18 protein-coding genes and 1 rRNA gene are annotated in these 16,795 nt (G+C 40.0%); all 19 read right to left on the reverse strand.

Annotated features, from left to right (window positions below; translation table 11 throughout):
* Positions 1–69 (reverse strand): 16S ribosomal RNA (locus tag J7W16_RS20315); the annotation flags it as partial.
* 341 nt (positions 70–410) lie between these two features.
* On the reverse strand, positions 411–1,910 hold the full coding sequence (lysS, locus tag J7W16_RS20320) for a lysine--tRNA ligase (RefSeq protein WP_210599308.1): 1,500 nt from the start codon (positions 1,908–1,910) through the stop codon (positions 411–413).
* 237 nt (positions 1,911–2,147) lie between these two features.
* Positions 2,148–2,345 (reverse strand): helix-turn-helix domain-containing protein, encoded by a 198-nt coding sequence (locus J7W16_RS20325; RefSeq protein ID WP_210599309.1) that lies wholly within the window; start codon positions 2,343–2,345, stop codon positions 2,148–2,150.
* Positions 2,264–2,824: a 2-amino-4-hydroxy-6-hydroxymethyldihydropteridine diphosphokinase gene (gene folK, locus J7W16_RS20330; protein WP_210599310.1), complete on the reverse strand. Its 561-nt coding sequence runs from the start codon at positions 2,822–2,824 to the stop codon at positions 2,264–2,266. Before folK ends, J7W16_RS20325 begins: the two co-directional genes overlap by 82 nt.
* Positions 2,821–3,183: a dihydroneopterin aldolase gene (folB, locus tag J7W16_RS20335; protein ID WP_210599311.1), complete on the reverse strand. Its 363-nt coding sequence runs from the start codon at positions 3,181–3,183 to the stop codon at positions 2,821–2,823. Before folB ends, folK begins: the two co-directional genes overlap by 4 nt.
* 1 nt (position 3,184) lies before the next feature.
* Positions 3,185–4,018 carry a dihydropteroate synthase gene (gene folP / locus J7W16_RS20340; protein ID WP_419095865.1) on the reverse strand — a complete coding sequence of 278 codons (834 nt, stop codon included), beginning with the start codon at positions 4,016–4,018 and terminating at the stop codon, positions 3,185–3,187.
* The gene (gene pabC / locus J7W16_RS20345; RefSeq protein WP_210599313.1) at positions 3,996–4,856 is read right to left on the reverse strand and encodes an aminodeoxychorismate lyase; all 861 of its coding nucleotides are present in this window, start codon (positions 4,854–4,856) and stop codon (positions 3,996–3,998) included. Before pabC ends, folP begins: the two co-directional genes overlap by 23 nt.
* Positions 4,841–5,437, reverse strand: coding sequence for an aminodeoxychorismate/anthranilate synthase component II (gene pabA / locus J7W16_RS20350; protein WP_210599314.1), 597 nt, complete (start codon positions 5,435–5,437; stop codon positions 4,841–4,843). Before pabA ends, pabC begins: the two co-directional genes overlap by 16 nt.
* A 13-nt stretch (positions 5,438–5,450) precedes the next feature.
* Positions 5,451–6,905, reverse strand: a complete 1,455-nt coding sequence (locus tag J7W16_RS20355; protein ID WP_210599315.1) for an anthranilate synthase component I family protein — start codon at positions 6,903–6,905, stop codon at positions 5,451–5,453.
* Between the two features lie 125 nt (positions 6,906–7,030).
* The gene (gene cysK, locus J7W16_RS20360) at positions 7,031–7,954 is read right to left on the reverse strand and encodes a cysteine synthase A (RefSeq protein WP_210599316.1); all 924 of its coding nucleotides are present in this window, start codon (positions 7,952–7,954) and stop codon (positions 7,031–7,033) included.
* Between the two features lie 103 nt (positions 7,955–8,057).
* Positions 8,058–8,936 carry an Hsp33 family molecular chaperone HslO gene (gene hslO / locus J7W16_RS20365; RefSeq protein WP_210599317.1) on the reverse strand — a complete coding sequence of 293 codons (879 nt, stop codon included), beginning with the start codon at positions 8,934–8,936 and terminating at the stop codon, positions 8,058–8,060.
* A 5-nt stretch (positions 8,937–8,941) separates the two neighbouring features.
* Positions 8,942–9,715, reverse strand: a complete 774-nt coding sequence (locus J7W16_RS20370) for a type III pantothenate kinase (protein ID WP_210599318.1) — start codon at positions 9,713–9,715, stop codon at positions 8,942–8,944.
* Positions 9,716–9,823: 108 nt separating this feature from the next.
* Complete coding sequence (gene ftsH, locus J7W16_RS20375) at positions 9,824–11,818, reverse strand: ATP-dependent zinc metalloprotease FtsH (RefSeq protein WP_210599319.1); 1,995 nt, start codon at positions 11,816–11,818, stop codon at positions 9,824–9,826.
* A 68-nt stretch (positions 11,819–11,886) separates the two neighbouring features.
* Complete coding sequence (gene hpt, locus J7W16_RS20380) at positions 11,887–12,426, reverse strand: hypoxanthine phosphoribosyltransferase (RefSeq protein ID WP_472924501.1); 540 nt, start codon at positions 12,424–12,426, stop codon at positions 11,887–11,889.
* Positions 12,427–12,449: 23 nt separating this feature from the next.
* Positions 12,450–13,847, reverse strand: a complete 1,398-nt coding sequence (tilS, locus tag J7W16_RS20385; RefSeq protein ID WP_210599321.1) for a tRNA lysidine(34) synthetase TilS — start codon at positions 13,845–13,847, stop codon at positions 12,450–12,452.
* Positions 13,828–14,277: a threonine/serine exporter family protein gene (locus tag J7W16_RS20390; protein WP_210599322.1), complete on the reverse strand. Its 450-nt coding sequence runs from the start codon at positions 14,275–14,277 to the stop codon at positions 13,828–13,830. Before J7W16_RS20390 ends, tilS begins: the two co-directional genes overlap by 20 nt.
* A gap of 27 nt (positions 14,278–14,304) precedes the next feature.
* A complete protein-coding gene (locus J7W16_RS20395) occupies positions 14,305–15,057 on the reverse strand; it encodes a threonine/serine exporter family protein (protein WP_419095866.1) in 753 nt (250 codons plus the stop codon).
* Between the two features lie 31 nt (positions 15,058–15,088).
* The gene (locus J7W16_RS20400) at positions 15,089–16,075 is read right to left on the reverse strand and encodes a serine/threonine protein kinase (RefSeq protein ID WP_210599364.1); all 987 of its coding nucleotides are present in this window, start codon (positions 16,073–16,075) and stop codon (positions 15,089–15,091) included.
* Positions 16,041–16,781 (reverse strand): VWA domain-containing protein, encoded by a 741-nt coding sequence (locus J7W16_RS20405; RefSeq protein ID WP_210599323.1) that lies wholly within the window; start codon positions 16,779–16,781, stop codon positions 16,041–16,043. The genes J7W16_RS20400 and J7W16_RS20405 overlap by 35 nt, the downstream gene beginning before the upstream one ends.
* Between the last annotated feature and the right edge of the window lie 14 nt (positions 16,782–16,795).

Genomic DNA, 16,795 nt, shown 5'->3' on the forward strand with positions numbered 1-16,795 from the left:
CCGCTCGACTTGCATGTATTAGGCACGCCGCCAGCGTTCGTCCTGAGCCAGGATCAAACTCTCCATAAAATTGGTTTGAGTTTAAATAGCTCAATACTTGTTGCTGACTTTTAAAAAAGTCTAAATTCACGAGATGTCCTTACCGTTGAAACCAACAGTAAAATCTCTATTTCGCTTGGCTTTTGTTCAGTTTTCAAAGAACTCTTTGTCGTTTATTGGCGACTTTCATATCATAGCAAAGCACCGAATATATGTCAACAACTTTTTTAATGTTGCTTGTCCTCGTCTTAGCGACAAGAAATAATATACCATCAAACTATATTGTTGTGCAAGTCTTTTTTAAAAAAAGTTTAGCTTGTTTAAAAAGACGGTCAAGAACAGCTAATGCCGCCCCTGACCAAATAACCCTTTTATTCTCCCTGTTCACGATGTCGCATTTGAGGAAATAACAACACATCTCGAATCGAAGGCGAGTTCGTAAGTAGCATCACTAAACGATCAATCCCAATACCAAGTCCTCCAGTAGGCGGCATACCATACTCAAGTGCTTCAACGAAATCTTCATCCATCATATGAGCCTCATCATCACCTTGCTCTCTTTCAACAAGCTGCTGTTCAAACCGTTGTCTTTGATCAATAGGGTCATTTAACTCCGTAAAGGCATTCGCATGCTCACGCCCTACAATGAATAATTCAAAGCGATCTGTGAATCGTTCATCATCTGCATTTTTCTTCGCTAATGGTGAAATCGCAAGTGGATGGCCATAAATAAAGGTTGGTTGGATAAGCTCTTCCTCAACGAAATGCTCAAAAAACTCATTCACAACATGACCATACGTCATTGTTTCTTTTACCGGCACTTTATGTTCCTTAGCAATTTGGCGAGCTTCTTCATCCGTCATCTCTTGCCAGAAATCCACCCCTGTTTTTTCTTTTATCGCATCTACCATATGAAGTCTTTTCCACTTAGGTTCAAGGTCAACTTCATATTCTCCATAGGTTACCTTAGTCGTCCCTAGAACTTCTTGAGCAATATGTGCAACAAGTTGTTCTGTTAACTCCATAATGTCATGGTAATCAGCATAAGCTTCGTAGAGTTCGATCATTGTAAATTCAGGGTTGTGTCGCGTTGACACTCCTTCATTACGGAAGACTCGTCCAATCTCATAGACCTTTTCTAATCCACCAACAATCAATCTCTTTAAATGTAACTCGATAGCTATACGCATATACAGAGTCATATCTAACGCATTATGGTGAGTCACAAACGGTCTAGCAGATGCTCCACCTGCAATTGAGTGCATTGTTGGTGTTTCGACCTCAAGATAACCCTTTGAATCTAAATAACGACGCATTGATTGTAGAATGCGACTACGAAGCACGAACGTATCACGTACCTCTGGATTCATAATTAAATCAACATAACGCTGACGGTAGCGTTGTTCAATGTCCTTTAGACCATGGAATTTATCAGGTAAAGGTCTGAGTGACTTTGAAAGCAATTTGAAATCAGTCACTTTAATCGAGAGTTCCCCTACCTTTGTTTTAAATGCAGTTCCAACAACCCCTACAATATCACCAATATCGATTGTATTAAATAGTTGATACTGTTCTTCTCCAACTGCGTCTTGTCTCACATAGATCTGAACTTGCCCTGTCAAATCCTGAACATGAGCAAATCCTGCCTTACCCTTACCACGCTTAGTCATGATACGACCAGCAAAGGTAATTTCGTGTTCACTCTCGTCAAGACTATCCTTCTCTTGATCACCGTAAGCTTCATTCATTGATTTAGCCGTATGGCTACGCTCAAATTTACTTCCGAATGGATCGAGTCCTTGATCTTGTAATTGAGTTAACTTCTCTCTCCGAACCGATAATAAGTCATTTAACTCTACTTCCTGCGACATCTTGATTCATCATCTCCTCAGTTTTCTTTACACTGTTATCCCTCTATGTAGAAAAACTGTCAGTGACACGCACTGACAGCATTGTATTCACACACGCATTATAGTGAAGTAAGTAAGAAAAGTCAAACAGCACTAGACGTTCCTTCTATACTTCCTTGTACTGATATACGGATCTGTAAAGTGTGTTAATGGTATGTCCCCACCAGCTTCCACGCCGCTATTCAACTTTAATACGATTTAGCTGTTTAAATCAAACTCTGAAATATTCAAGACAACAGCTATACGCTCTAGTATCTGTTCATCAGGTTCTCTATTTCCTCTTTCAATATCACCTAAAACTGAAACAGACATTCCTACTTCCTTTGCAAAATTCTCTTGGGTATATCCCTTGAGCTTACGATACGCTCTAATTCGTTTCCCACTGTTTCGTTCCATACCCTTACCCCTTCTTCCTCTGGTAATTGATGAAATAATTCTAAGATCGTCTTTCCTAATGCTGAAATATATAAGGTTGGTGCAATCTCAGTTAAAGGAACTAGGACGAATGCTCGCTCCCACATACGAGGATGAGGAATCGTCAAATTCTCCATCTCCATATTTTCTTGGTCAAAAAGTAAAATGTCAAGGTCTATTGTTCTAGGGCCCCATTTCACTTCACGAGTCCTTCCGCATTCTAACTCGATTCTTTGAGTCTCTGTCAATAACCTCTCCGCAGTAAGATCCGTTCGAACTAAGATAACCATATTTAAAAAAGCCTGTTGATCAATATATCCTACTGGATCAGTCTCATAGATAGAAGATCGTTCAATGACATTTATTCTCTCATGTTCATCAAGCAAGAGAATGGCTCTTTCTAAATATTCTTCCCGTTGGCCAATATTAGATCCGAGTGCAATATAAGCTAGATGCTTCATACTCTTGACCTCGTAATCTCAACTGCAACCGATTGATAATGTCCCGGGATAGGTGGGTCCGGTTTTATTACTTTAATTGTACACTCAGTTAAATTATCAAAAGACCTAAGTAATTCAGAGGCAACTTTCTCCGCAACCGCCTCAACTAATTTATATGGCTTTCCCTCAACAATCTGCTTAATGATACTGTATACATCTCCGTAATTAATTGTCTCATCCAACTGATCAGTTAACCCTGCCTTCGCTAAATCTAATCCTAGCTTCACATCAACAATAAAACGTTGCCCTAATTTGTTCTCTTCTTCAAACACGCCGTGATAGCCATAAAACGACATTTGATTTAAATAAATTCTATCCATCCTATCCACTCCCTCTAACTAGGGCATCCATCATTTTAGTCATACGGCTCATTTCCTTCACATTATGAACACGCATAATTGAACATCCTTTTGTCACACCATAGCAGACGGTGGCTCCCGTCCCCTCTACTCTTTCATCAATCGGTAAATTAAGTGTCTTTGCAACAATGGATTTCTTTGATGTCCCGAGTAACACAGGATACCCTAGCTGTACGATTGTCTCTAAATTTCTCATCACTTCCATATTCTCTTCATACGTCTTTGCAAAACCTATGCCAGGATCAACAATAATGTTCTCTTCTACAACTCCAGCATCCTGACAGATTCTAATGCTTTCCTTCAAATCATTAATGACATCATCAATGAGATTGGTATACGAAACATCCCTTCGATTATGCATGAGCACAATCGGAACTTGATAAGTCGCAGCAACATATGCCATCTCATGATCCCACTTAGCACCCCATACATCATTAATAATCTCGGCTCCAGCTTGGATCGCTCGCTTTGCAACCTCAGGCTTATACGTATCAATGGAGATAGGCACAGTCACCACTTGTGAGACAGCTTCGATAATCGGCACAACTCGCCTTATTTCTTCGTCGGCGTCAACCATTGTTGCTCCCGGTCTTGTCGATTCTCCACCAATATCGATAATATCAGCTCCATCTGCAACCATTTCCTTCGCCCGACTAACCGCACTCTCTATTTCATTGAACTGACCACCATCAGAAAAGGAATCCGGAGTAACATTTAAGATCCCCATTATAAGTGTCTTTTCCCGAAGTTTACTTTTTAAATCTTGATTCATTTTATTGGTCCTCCCACAGTTCATCCTTACTCCAAAGAAGTGTTCGATTCTGTTTAAACGACTCCCTTAGCCTTGTTATTAAAGGAGAAGGTTCCTTGCGCTCTTGGGCTTCCTTAAAGAATAAAGGAACCACTTCTTGAATCGAGTTCGTTATAAAGCATTCATCCGAATTCAGTAAATCATCGGGTTGATAATGGCCCTCTTCGTAAGAGATATTCCATTTTTCTAATAAGGCTAGCACGTATTGCCTTGTAATACCATTTAAAATCCCCGTATCAATGGAAGGAGTATATACCCTTTCTTCCTTCACCCAAAAAACATTCGAGACTATCCCCTCAGCAATATAACCGCTATTAGTAAGAAAAATGCCCTCTGCATTACCCTCATTCCCTAACTCTCTTTTTGCTAGGATATTATTTAAATAATGATGCGACTTTAACCGCACATCTCCCTCAGGTGTATTTCTCGGTATTGAAAGAAACCTACCTCTTTTCTCTTTAGGGGTTAGGGGTAATGGTTTGATATAAACAATCGTCGTTGGCTCGAGATATGGACCTGTATAAAGACCAATATCCTCCTCACCAGCTGATACATTCCATCTTACATAGGCATTAGATAGATTATTTATCTCTAAGAGCTCATTTATTACCTTAACAGCATCAGTCCTCGTATAAGACCACTTAATCCCTAGCTGTTCCAGTCCTTTATGCAAACGTTGAAAATGGTCATCCAACAAGAATGGATGACCATTGATAACAGGGAATGTTTCAAAAAGACCTAGCCCATATACGAATCCATGGTCAAAAGCAGAAATACGGGCTTCTTCTCTCTTTATTATCTCCCCATTTAAATAGATGTACACGTAGTCTTCTCCTTACCATGCGTTTCAATAAAGTTTCTCAGCAATTGTTTACCTTCTGCTGTCATAATAGATTCGGGATGAAATTGAACGCCTTCAATAGCTAGTTCACGATGGCGAAGAGCCATGATTTCTCCTTCTTCCGTTTCTGCTGTAACTTCTAAGCAATCTGGAAATGTCTCCTTTTTCACGATTAGAGAATGATATCTTGTTGCGGTTAACGGCGTTGACAGCCCTTTAAAGATCGTCTCTCCATTATGGCTAATATCGGATGTTTTTCCATGCATGAGACGCTCAGCTCTAACAACATCACCACCAAAAACCTGGGCAATTGACTGATGCCCTAAACAGACGCCAAAGATAGGGATCTTCCCTGCAAAGTGCGAAATCGCTTCTAGACTAATTCCCGCCTCATTTGGACTACATGGCCCTGGTGAAATCATAAGAAACTCAGGATCAAGCTGTTCAATTTCCTCAATTGTAATTTGATCATTCCTTTTTACAATAAGGTCATGCCCCATTTCACCTAAATATTGAACAAGGTTATACGTGAACGAATCATAATTATCAATCATTAGTATCATCTTATTTTCCTCCTCAGCTCGACTGTACTGGCTTTTTACTCATCTCTTCTTCACTCATTTCAAGTGCCTTCCATAATGCCCTTGCTTTCTTCAATGATTCCTTATATTCATTCCTAGCAATTGAATCGATAACAATTCCAGCCCCTGCTTGCACATGTGCTTGACCGTCCTTACAAACCATTGAACGAATCGCAATATTCAGTTCCATATTTTCGTCAAAACCAATCCAACCGATCGAACCCGTGTAAAGACCTCGTCTGACTGGTTCAAGCTCTTCGATAATTTCCATCGTTCTCACTTTCGGAGCTCCTGTTATTGTTCCTCCAGGAAAGGTTGCCTTAATAACATCATAGAGAGTATTCCCTTCAGCGAGAGTCCCTTTGACATTTGAAACAATATGCATAACATGAGAGTATTTTTCGATCACCATCAGTTCATTTACTTCAACACTTCCATAGGATGAAACTCGGCCTAGGTCATTTCTTTCTAAGTCAACAAGCATGACGTGCTCTGCTCGTTCTTTTTCATTGTTTATTAACGTTCCTGCTAATTCTTCATCCTCTTGCTCATTCTTGCCTCTCGACCTTGTCCCAGCAATCGGCCTAGTACTAAGCTCTTTTCCATATTTCTTTACAAGTAACTCTGGAGAAGCACTTACGATTTGAAAGTCCGGTGTATGAACATAGCTCATATAAGGAGAGGGGTTAAGCTTCCTTAAATTCTTATAAACTCGAAATGGCTCGACTGTTAATGGTTTCGTTTGGCGAACCGACAGATTGACCTGAAAAACATCTCCAGCACTAATGTAATTCCGAATCTTTTCAACCGCATGGCAGAATTCTTCCTCAGTTAGGGATGACTTTTCATTTCCTTGACGAGTATAAGGAGAATAGACGTCATCTCTGATACTCTCTTCTTTCTCCCACATATCGATATACATTTCAATTCTGTCTTTCAATTGTTGCTGCTCATGCTTATGCCCATGGACGATGACCCACATTTTCTTCTGGTCATGATCATAGATAAAAACATCATCAAACAACATAAAATATAGATCTGGCATATCTAGATCATCTCTAGCATTCATTGGAAGACTCTCTATTTCACGGACAATGTCATAATTTATATAGCCAATTGCTCCTCCTTGAAAAGGCGGAAGCTCTAATTGAGTTGCTTGATAGTAAGGAGCGAGAACTTCTTTTAAACTATCTAATAAAGAGCCACGCAACTCCCACACCTTATTCTCTTCTCGAACCGTTACAAGCTGGTTCTTTCCAGAGACAATTGCAAATGGATGTAATCCAATAATACTATAGCGTCCACCTCGACCGCTCTCAAGTAAGATATGTTGAGGCTCGTCTTTAGCAAGTTGCTGATAGCGTCTAAACCATTTTTCTTCAACAAGAGGGAAAGACCTCACTCTTTTAAGCCTTGTTGATTGTTTCGGCAATGCCTTCACCCCCGTCATAGTTCTATCATCTATTCTACATGAGATGATAGCGGAAGCACAACAATGGAAAATAAGAAAAGAGAAAGAGTGTATGCTTTCAAAAAATGCATCCAAAGCTCTGTTTGGCTTTGGATGCATATGGATTAATCTTCAAATTGATATAATGGAGTACTAAGGTATCTCTCACCATTTGATGGGATGATCGCTACGACCTTCTTACCTGCACCAAGCTTCTCAGCTAGTTGAAGTGCTGCATAAATCGCTGCCCCAGAAGAGATTCCTCCTAGAATACCTTCTTCACGTGCTGCACGACGAGCGTATTCGAACGCTTGCTCTGTTGAAACTTGAATGACTTCATCATATACTTCTGTCTTTAAAATTTTCGGTACGAATCCTGCACCAATACCTTGAATTTTATGAGGGCCAGGCTTCCCACCAGAAAGAATTGGAGAATCTGATGGCTCTACTGCTGCAATATGAAGGTTTGGAAAATGTTCTTTTAAGAAACCTCCCGCACCAGTAATGGTACCACCTGTTCCAATTCCTGAAACAAACCCATCGATTTGCCCATCTACTTGCTCAAGTAACTCTTTACCTGTAGTAAGACGGTGAACTTCTGGATTTGCTTCGTTTTCGAATTGTTGTGGCATGAAATAGCCTTCTTCTTGAGAAAGCTCAGTCGCTTTGCGAATCGCTCCACCCATTCCTTCAGGTCCTGGAGTTAGTACAAGTTCAGCTCCATATGCACGAAGGAGGTTACGACGTTCCATACTCATTGTCTCTGGCATAACTAGTTTCGTTTTATAGCCTTTTGCAGCAGCAACCATCGCGAGTCCGATACCAGTGTTCCCACTTGTCGGTTCAACAATTGTTACACCCGGCTTAAGCTCTCCCGACTTCTCTGCAGCTTCAATCATCGCAAGACCAATACGGTCCTTTACACTGCTACCAGGATTCATATATTCAAGCTTCAAATAAACATCCGCGTGATTCTCTGATCCAAGACGATTTAGCTTAACTAATGGTGTTTGCCCAATTAACTCTGTAATCGAATTTACTACCTTCATTCTAACTCCCCCTCAATCCCTAGTAATTTTATTGGTTTTATTAACTTGATAGTATCAAACAGATGATTATAAGTCAATTTATGTCTCACAAATTCCCAAAAAATTATTTCGTCTGCTCTAGAAGCTGTACAAGGTCCTCTTCAGAAAATGTATAGACTTCATTGCAAAAATGACATTTCGTCTCTGCTCCATGATCCTCATCAATCATGTCACGAATTTCGGTTTCGCCAAGACTAATTATTGCATTTTCGATCCGTTCCTTCGAACAGCGACATTCAAATACGACTGGCATTGAATCAAGAAATTTAACATTATCATCCCCTAATAACGCTTGAAGCATTTCTTCTGGAGGCATACCAGCTTCTACTAACTTTGATACAGGTGGAATCGTCGAAAGTCGTCTTTCAATTTCTTCTATAATGACATCGTCAGCACCTGGCATTAATTGAATAATGAACCCACCTGCCGCAAGAATTGAATTATCTGGATTAACTAAGACACCGACACCAACTGAAGACGGTGTCTGCTCTGAACTCGCAAAGTAATAAGTGAAATCCTCACCTAGTTCTCCAGAAACAATTGGAACACTACCTGTAAAGTGCTCCTTCATCCCTAAATCTTTCACTACAGATAAATAACCACTTGTCCCGACTGCTCTCGCAACATCTAATTTACCATGTTCATTTAAGTCAAAATGCACTTGAGGATTTGAGACATAGCCCCTTGTTTCACCCTTTGTGTTTGCATCAACGATAATGGCTCCAATAGGGCCATTACCCTCAACTTTCACTGTTAGCTTGGAATCACCCTTCAACATCGTTGCCATCATTGTACTTGCCATCATCGCTCTTCCGAGTGCAGCAGATGCAGTTGGCCAAGTCCCTTGTCTTGTCACAGCTTCGTTGACCATATCAGTGGCCACAAGAGAATAGGCTCTGACTTTTCCATCAAACGCAGTTGCTTTTACTAAATAATCACTCATCTTTATTACCTACCTTTAGCATTTTTTTCATAAATCATTTGTAAACCATTTAGGGTCAAGAAAGGCTCGACAATATCAATAGTTTCTGTTTCCCCGGCAATTAACGACGCTAGCCCACCTGTCGCAATCACCTTAACAGAGTTGTCAGACAAGGCCTTCAATCGATTAACAATTCCATCTACCTGTCCAACATATCCATAGAATATTCCTGCCTGCATCGCATGAACTGTATTTTTGCCCAAAATGTCTTTCGGCTTAATTAATTCAATTCGAGGCAGCTTAGATGCCCGTGTATACAAAGCCTCAGTTGATATTGACAATCCCGGGGCGATCGCTCCACCCATATATTGCTTCTCCTCGTTAATATAACAAAAAGTCGTTGCTGTTCCGAAGTCGACAATAACAAGCGGGCCATCATATAATGCAGTCGCTGCAACAGCATTAACAATTCGGTCAGCACCCACTTCCTTTGGGTTATCATACTTAATGTTTAGCCCTGTTTTAATCCCTGGTCCAATAATCATCGGTTTAATTTTGAAGTACTTTTTGCACATATACTCAAGTGTAAACATAATCGGTGGTACCACAGATGAGATAATAATCCCATCAATGAGTGAAAAAGATAGCTTCTCATGCTCAAATAATGACTTTATTGTCATTGCCCATTCATCTTCTGTTTTTTGTCTACTCGTACTAATTCTCCAATGGTACTTTAGTTCAGTTTGTTCATACACGCCTAAGACAAGGTTAGTGTTTCCAACATCTATTACTAATATCATCTCTCATCACCACCAGCAACATCCTCATCAAAAATTCAAATTCATTCCATACCTTCTTTTTACTTAAAAAGAAAGAGGATGTCAAAAAAGACATCCTCTTTCGGCAAATTATTCATCTTTTTTCTTTGTAGGTTCTTCAACATGCTCTTGAACAGTTGTAGGATCTACCTCTTTATCGTCATCAACCTTTGAATTGATGTTCACCTTAACATCACTATCTGAATCGCCTTTTGCCTCGAGATGACGATTTGTATGATGGTTTTCAGGCAACTTCCCTTCATTGATTAACGATTTAATTTGTTCCGCATCAAGTGTTTCTAATTTAAGTAGCGTCTCAGCTACTAAATCTAAGCTTTCTTTATTCTCAGAAAGGATCACCTTACAGCGCTCGTAACATTCTTTAATAATGCGTTGCACCTCTAAATCAATTTCATGAGCAATCGCATCACTATAATTCTGTTCATTTTGGATATCTCTTCCTAGGAATACTTGGCCGCCGCCGTTACCTGACACAAATTGAATCGGACCAAGCTTTTTACTCATCCCATATTCAGTGACCATTTTCCGGGCAATACCTGTTGCACGTTGGAAATCGTTATGAGCACCCGTACTCGCCTCTCCAAATTGCAACTCTTCCGCAACACGTCCACCAAGTAAACCAATGATTTTATCAAGTAGTTCTGGCTCTGTCATAAAGTAACGATCTTCCTTAGGAAGCATGACTGCATAGCCTCCAGCCATTCCACGAGGTACAATCGTAACCTTATGTACCATATCAGCATTCTCAAGCTTCACACCTACTACAGTGTGGCCTGCTTCATGCCATGCAACAATGTTTTTCTCTTTAGGAGAAATCACTCGGCTCTTCTTAGCAGGACCAGCAATAACACGGTCAATTGCCTCTTCAATATGAATCATACTAATTTTCGTTTGATCGCCACGTGCAGCGATTAACGCAGCCTCATTTAAGAGGTTCTCTAAATCAGCACCTGAGAAACCTGGCGTTCTCGTAGCAATTGCATTTAAGTTCACATCATCATCTAGCGGCTTGTTACGTGCGTGTACCTTCAATACTTCTTCACGACCAATGACATCCGGACGGTTAACTTGAATTTGTCTATCAAAACGACCTGGACGTAATAATGCCGGATCTAGAATATCTGCACGGTTTGTAGCTGCAATGATAATAATTCCTTCATTTGCACTGAAACCATCCATTTCAACTAGCAACTGATTAAGTGTCTGTTCACGTTCATCGTGCCCTCCACCAAGACCAGCCCCACGCTGACGACCAACCGCATCAATTTCATCAATAAAGATAATGCATGGTGCATTCTTCTTCGCATTTTCAAAAAGATCACGTACACGGGAAGCACCGACACCGACAAACATTTCCACAAAGTCTGAACCACTGATTGAGAAGAAAGGAACACCGGCTTCTCCAGCTACAGCTCTTGCAAGTAATGTTTTACCTGTACCTGGTGGCCCAACTAGTAGAACCCCTTTAGGAATACGTGCACCAATAGCTGAGAACTTACGAGGGTCTTTTAGAAACTCAACCACTTCAATTAGTTCCTGCTTTTCTTCATCTGCACCGGCAACATCTTTGAACTTCGCCTTTTTCTTTTCATCACTAACCATCTTCGCCTTACTCTTACCAAAATTCATTACGCGGCTTCCGCCACCTTGAGCCTGGCTTAATAGGAAGAAGAAGAGAATGAAAATAATAATGAACGGAATGATTGAAGTGAAGAAGGTTACCCAGCCACTTGTTTCATCTGCTCCTAAAATATCAACAACTAACTGGTTACCATCAGGTCCTGTTGCATTTGATAATAACTCAGCCGTTTGCTCGCTTTGTAAAAGATTCGTCTCAAAAAATTCATCTTCACCTTGGTCGGTAAATTGACCACGTACTAAGTAAACACCACGAGCTGGCTTAACGGTCATCTCACGAACCTGACCTTGCTCAATTCGCTGAGTTAGCTCTGTAAAAGTTACAGGTTCTGTTTCCGTCTGATCATTACTAAACACGTTTACAATTCCGATAATTACAAGGAATATTAGTAAATAAAAGATGGTGTTACGAAATATTCGATTCATGTTTGACCTCCTCCCACGACAATACAGCTTTAGTTATCGTATCATAACTGTCCTTTTTATCACAAATGTTAACTCTCATAGATCTCAGGCTTTAAAACACCGATATAAGGTAGGTTACGATACCTTTCAATATAATCTAACCCATAACCAACGACGAAAGCATCTGGCACAATGAAACCAGCCATATCAGGAACCAAATCAACCTTACGTCCATCTGGTTTATCAAGTAATGTTACAACTTTGACTGACTTCGCTTTTCTGTAATGAAAAAGCTCAATTAAATAGCTGAGTGTTAAACCACTATCAATAATATCTTCTAAAATCAAAACGTCTCGTCCCTCAACCGATGTATCGAGGTCCTTTAGTATTTTAACCTCTCCAGAAGAGACTAATCCCTTTCCATAGCTAGAAACGTCCATGAAGTCCATTTCAATATGGGTATCAATTCTCTTAGTTAGATCTGCCATAAAAGGCATAGCACCTTTTAATACACCTACAACTAAAGGAAAGCGACCTTCATATTCTTCCGTTATTCGTTGCCCTAATTCACGACATTTGTCTTGAATTTCTTGTTCCGAAATGAGTACCTCTTTAATCTCGTCCTTCATCAAAAAATAAACCTCCTAAAATGTCAATCCTCTACATCGACAACTTGACGCCTGCAAGTGAGGACTAGTCTTTTCAACGTATTTCTATTAACGTTTGCAACTCTAGAACGATGGAGTAGCGGAACCCATAAAATGTTTTCCATTTTATCAACGACAAGCGGCCAATCATTTCGTTCATTATGGGCAACTTTCCGATCAATAAATAAACGCCTTATCTTTTTAGACCCGCTCATACCACGACAAAGCATTCGATCATGCGGAAGGACTTGTCGTATAGTTAATGGTAATTGAACCTGCTCCAAATCTAATATAATTTGGTTATCAGCTTCGTTCAGATCTTGTTCTTCCGTCACGTGGGCTCGTATAAACCAATCTCCTAAAGCTATACTACCAGGAATAGCTAGCTCTTCTGACGTTTGAACCAATGTTTCCTGTTCAATCTTTAGAAATTGACATCGGTCATAGTCTCGCCGAAATAAAAAAGAGTTTGGTAAATAATGTTCCCCGTTCATGTGTTCACGATTCATCATGTGGAGCACTTGCTCAATATGTATAAAATTTGTCGATGGAGAATTTTTCCCGTAAAGATAATTTAATATTAGATGAATCACTCTTCTTTGTAAAGGCATGTTAATCTTTGTGAAGGCTCGCTGTGAAATTGTAACGTTTTGTTCATTTTTTGAGAGCATAAGCGTTGGTAAGATTTCCTCTGCTAGCTCCATCAAAAACTGTTGATCCTCAGAACACCATTCCTGCTGTCTCTGCATATGTAAGTGAACATTTGGATTCTCCCTTTTTAAAAAAGGAAGAAGATCCTCTCTAAACCGATTACGTGTATAGTTCCTCGAAGAGTTACTAGAGTCTCTTCTTGGAACAATTGATACATCATTACAATAGTGCTCAATTTCCTGTTTCGTTATTCCTAAAAATGGCCGAATGATAGCTCCATGTCCTAACTTACGAAAGGCCGGAATTCCTACTGCCTTTAAAGGGTTCCTGCCGCGAACACTCATCATGATCATTGTTTCCACTTGATCATCTCCATGATGCCCCGTAGCAATTCTACTATTTTCATCTACTAATTCCTCAAACCACTGATAGCGAAGTTCTCTTGCTGCTAGCTGCGTCCCAATATTCCTCTGCTTGGCATATCCCCGAACATCCACATCTTTCTTCATATATGGGATGTGGTAATTTAAGCAATATCTCTCAATATAGGTTGCATCTTGATCAGCTTCATCACCTCTTAAATGATGATGTACGTGAACTGCCTTAACATTGATTTTCAGAATTGTTCGATGCTCCCAGAGAAAATGAAGCAACGCCATTGAATCAGGACCTCCCGATACAGCAACAAAAATAGTTTGACCCTCTTTTAAGAGTTTATGCTTCTCAATGAATTTAAGAACGTTTGATCTCATAACGTTGACCAATTCCTCCTTTTCCAATCGAAAAAAGAGATAATGCAAAGACAAGACCAGCTGCAATCGCTCCAGCCTGTAACATTGTTTCTATTCCTAGCTGCAACCCAAGAATATAATCACCATCAACAAAAGCAAGCATTGTAAAATACGCTCTGCTTCCTGGTACTAATGGAATGATTCCAGGGATACTAAAAATAGTAACGGGAACACGGATCTTCTTGGCTAGGATGTGGGATAATGCTGCTGCAGTTAATGAGGCAACAGCAGTCGCAAAAATCGTTGAAATTCCGTATGTAGGGAGTGTGGAGTGTAGAAACCAAGCTGATACACCAATTAATCCGCCAAACCACACAATTTTTTTGGGAACATTAAATATGACCCCGAAAGCAACGGTTGCTAAAAAACAAAGAATAAGTTCAATAACCATGTTGTTCTACCTGCCTTTCCTAAGGAGCTAAGTGAGGATAGCTATAGCAAGAGCAATTCCTGTAGCAATCGAAAGGGCAGTGATTAACGCCTCTGCTCCTCTACTAACTCCAGCAATTAGATCCCCCGACATAACGTCTCTTACTGCATTTGTGAGTGGTATCCCAGGCACAAGTGGCATAAGAGTCCCGATAATAACTTGGTCTAAATTATCTCCAAGGCCAAGCAGAACAAGAATGATTGCAACTGAACCACCAATAAATGCTGACATAAATTCAGCAAAGATCTTCACCTTTGTGTATTCCTGTAAGGTAACAATACACCAACTGGCAATAAAACCTGCAATAAACGCCGGAAACGTATCCATTAAATTCCCACCAAATAAATACGAAAAAGCCCCACCAGCAACTCCTGAAGCAATATGAATGAGATACGTCGGATAACTCATTGGTGCTTTAGCAATTTCCTCGAGCTGCCTTAGGGCTTCGTCACCATCAATCAATCCACTAACAAACTCTCTAGAAACTTGGTTGACGAGTGTCACTTTATTCAAATCATGAAGCCGATCATCCACTCGTACCATTTGCATAACATCGCCTTTTTCATCTTCCTCAAATGAAAGGAAAATACCTGTTGTTGTTACAAAGCTATGAACATTTCGAAAGTGGGCTGATTTAGCCATCCGTTCTAATGTCTCTTCTACCCGGTACGTCTCTGCCCCGTATGTCAGCATAATTTGACCAGATAGCATGCATATGTCCATCATTCTGTCTGAATTCACAATGTAACGCCTCCAGATCAATCCATAATTCCTACATCATTTGTCCAAATAAGTATAGGATATATGCTAGAAGAAGAAAAGAGGAAAGCAGGAAAATTTCAACAAAGTAGGACTGTTTCTTTTCCTTCTTTTCTTTCTTTGGAATCGGAGCTTGACTTACCCTTTTTTTCACTTTAGTTTTCCTTGATGACTGTATTACATTAGAGCCCTTTGATGATAGAGCTTTAACCATTTCTTCTTTCATCTCAGTTGCATTCGTATATTTAGCTTGTAGCGCCTTTAACATCACTTCTCGGAATGGATGTAATAGAGCTTCTTCGTCAATTTTCTGCTTTAATAAAATGAGTGGTTTCTCACCTTGTTTTTCAAATCGCTTAGGGTATGCACAATTGAGCATGATCATTGCAACTGCAAACAAATCATAGCTCGCTTCAGCCTTTCTTGATCCAAGTCCCCAATAACCACGATCAAAAAACTCTGTATACTCCTTAATGGATCGACCAATTAACGTAGTTCCACCAACATCAAGCCAGCGAATTCTAGCCGGTGGGCCTACGACAATAACATTCTCAGGCTTTAGATCACCAAACACCCAGCCCGCACGGTGAAGCCGATCTAAGTCTCCTAACAATTGAATCATTAATATACCGAGCCACTCAGAGCCTTTACTTTTCATATAATCGTTCAATTGAGACCCTTTTAAGTACTCCATCGCATAGAAAGGAAATGTTCCTTCTTCTTTCACAACATCGTCCACATCAAGTAAAGAAGGTCCAAGTATTTGCCCTTGAACCTTCGAAAAATGCTTTAAGACATTTACTTCTGATGTAATTGACATATTATCAAGTCCAACCTTTAATGCAACAAGCCCTGACTTTGATTGGGCTAAATATACGGTCCCATTTGCTCCAGCCCCTAACACTCGGATAATTTGGTAAGGGTTTTGATGCCATTTCCCAATGAATTTATCACCAGCGTAGAACTTACATACCTTTTTCGAGTAGCTGTTCTTCATCATCACCAGCCATCAAACTCCTTCTTGAATTTGACTTCGTAAACTTCTGAAGTGCAACCTTCAAAGCAGGACCCGTCGGTGTAATACCTCCAGAAGACAACTTCTGAAAGATCCCAGTAAGTGAATTAAGCTGTGGTGACCAATCAAGGAGCTTATCAATGTCCTTTCTCTTACCTGGGAATGAATAGAGCGAAAATCGATTAGCACCCATTCTAGAAGTAAGGCTAATAGACAAATCGGTCAGTGCTTCTTGTACCATTGGTAGTTTATTTTTCATACTTGCACTTGTATCAACTAAGATGAGAACATCTAAATTCATTGTTTCTCCAAGCTCATCTACAACTTCCATTACTTGCCCTCTTTTAGTAGGTGATAAATCTTCCATTTCTTGATTTTGGCCTAATATTTGTGAGAGCTCTTTATTCACTACTCCATGAATCGTTTGTGTCATGGCCTTTCTCGTCACCATTTGAACTGTTTGGGCAAGCTGTTTTGCATAGACAATTTGACTTACCCCATTTCCAGCCATGGCAATCGCTTCTATCTCTTCTATGCCTTGCTCACTTAAGTGGTTTTCATCAACAATTCCTATAACATTGACAGTAATTCCTTGTTCTTTTGCAAAAGCAGCAATCGCTATGGGATCTTCCCCTTGATTTGAATGTCCATCTGTTAACAATAGAATCTGTTTTAACGTACCTTTACTCACTATGATCCCCTCCA

Source organism: Halalkalibacter suaedae, assembly GCF_017939705.1.
Classification (GTDB): domain Bacteria; phylum Bacillota; class Bacilli; order Bacillales; family Bacillaceae_D; genus Halalkalibacter; species Halalkalibacter suaedae.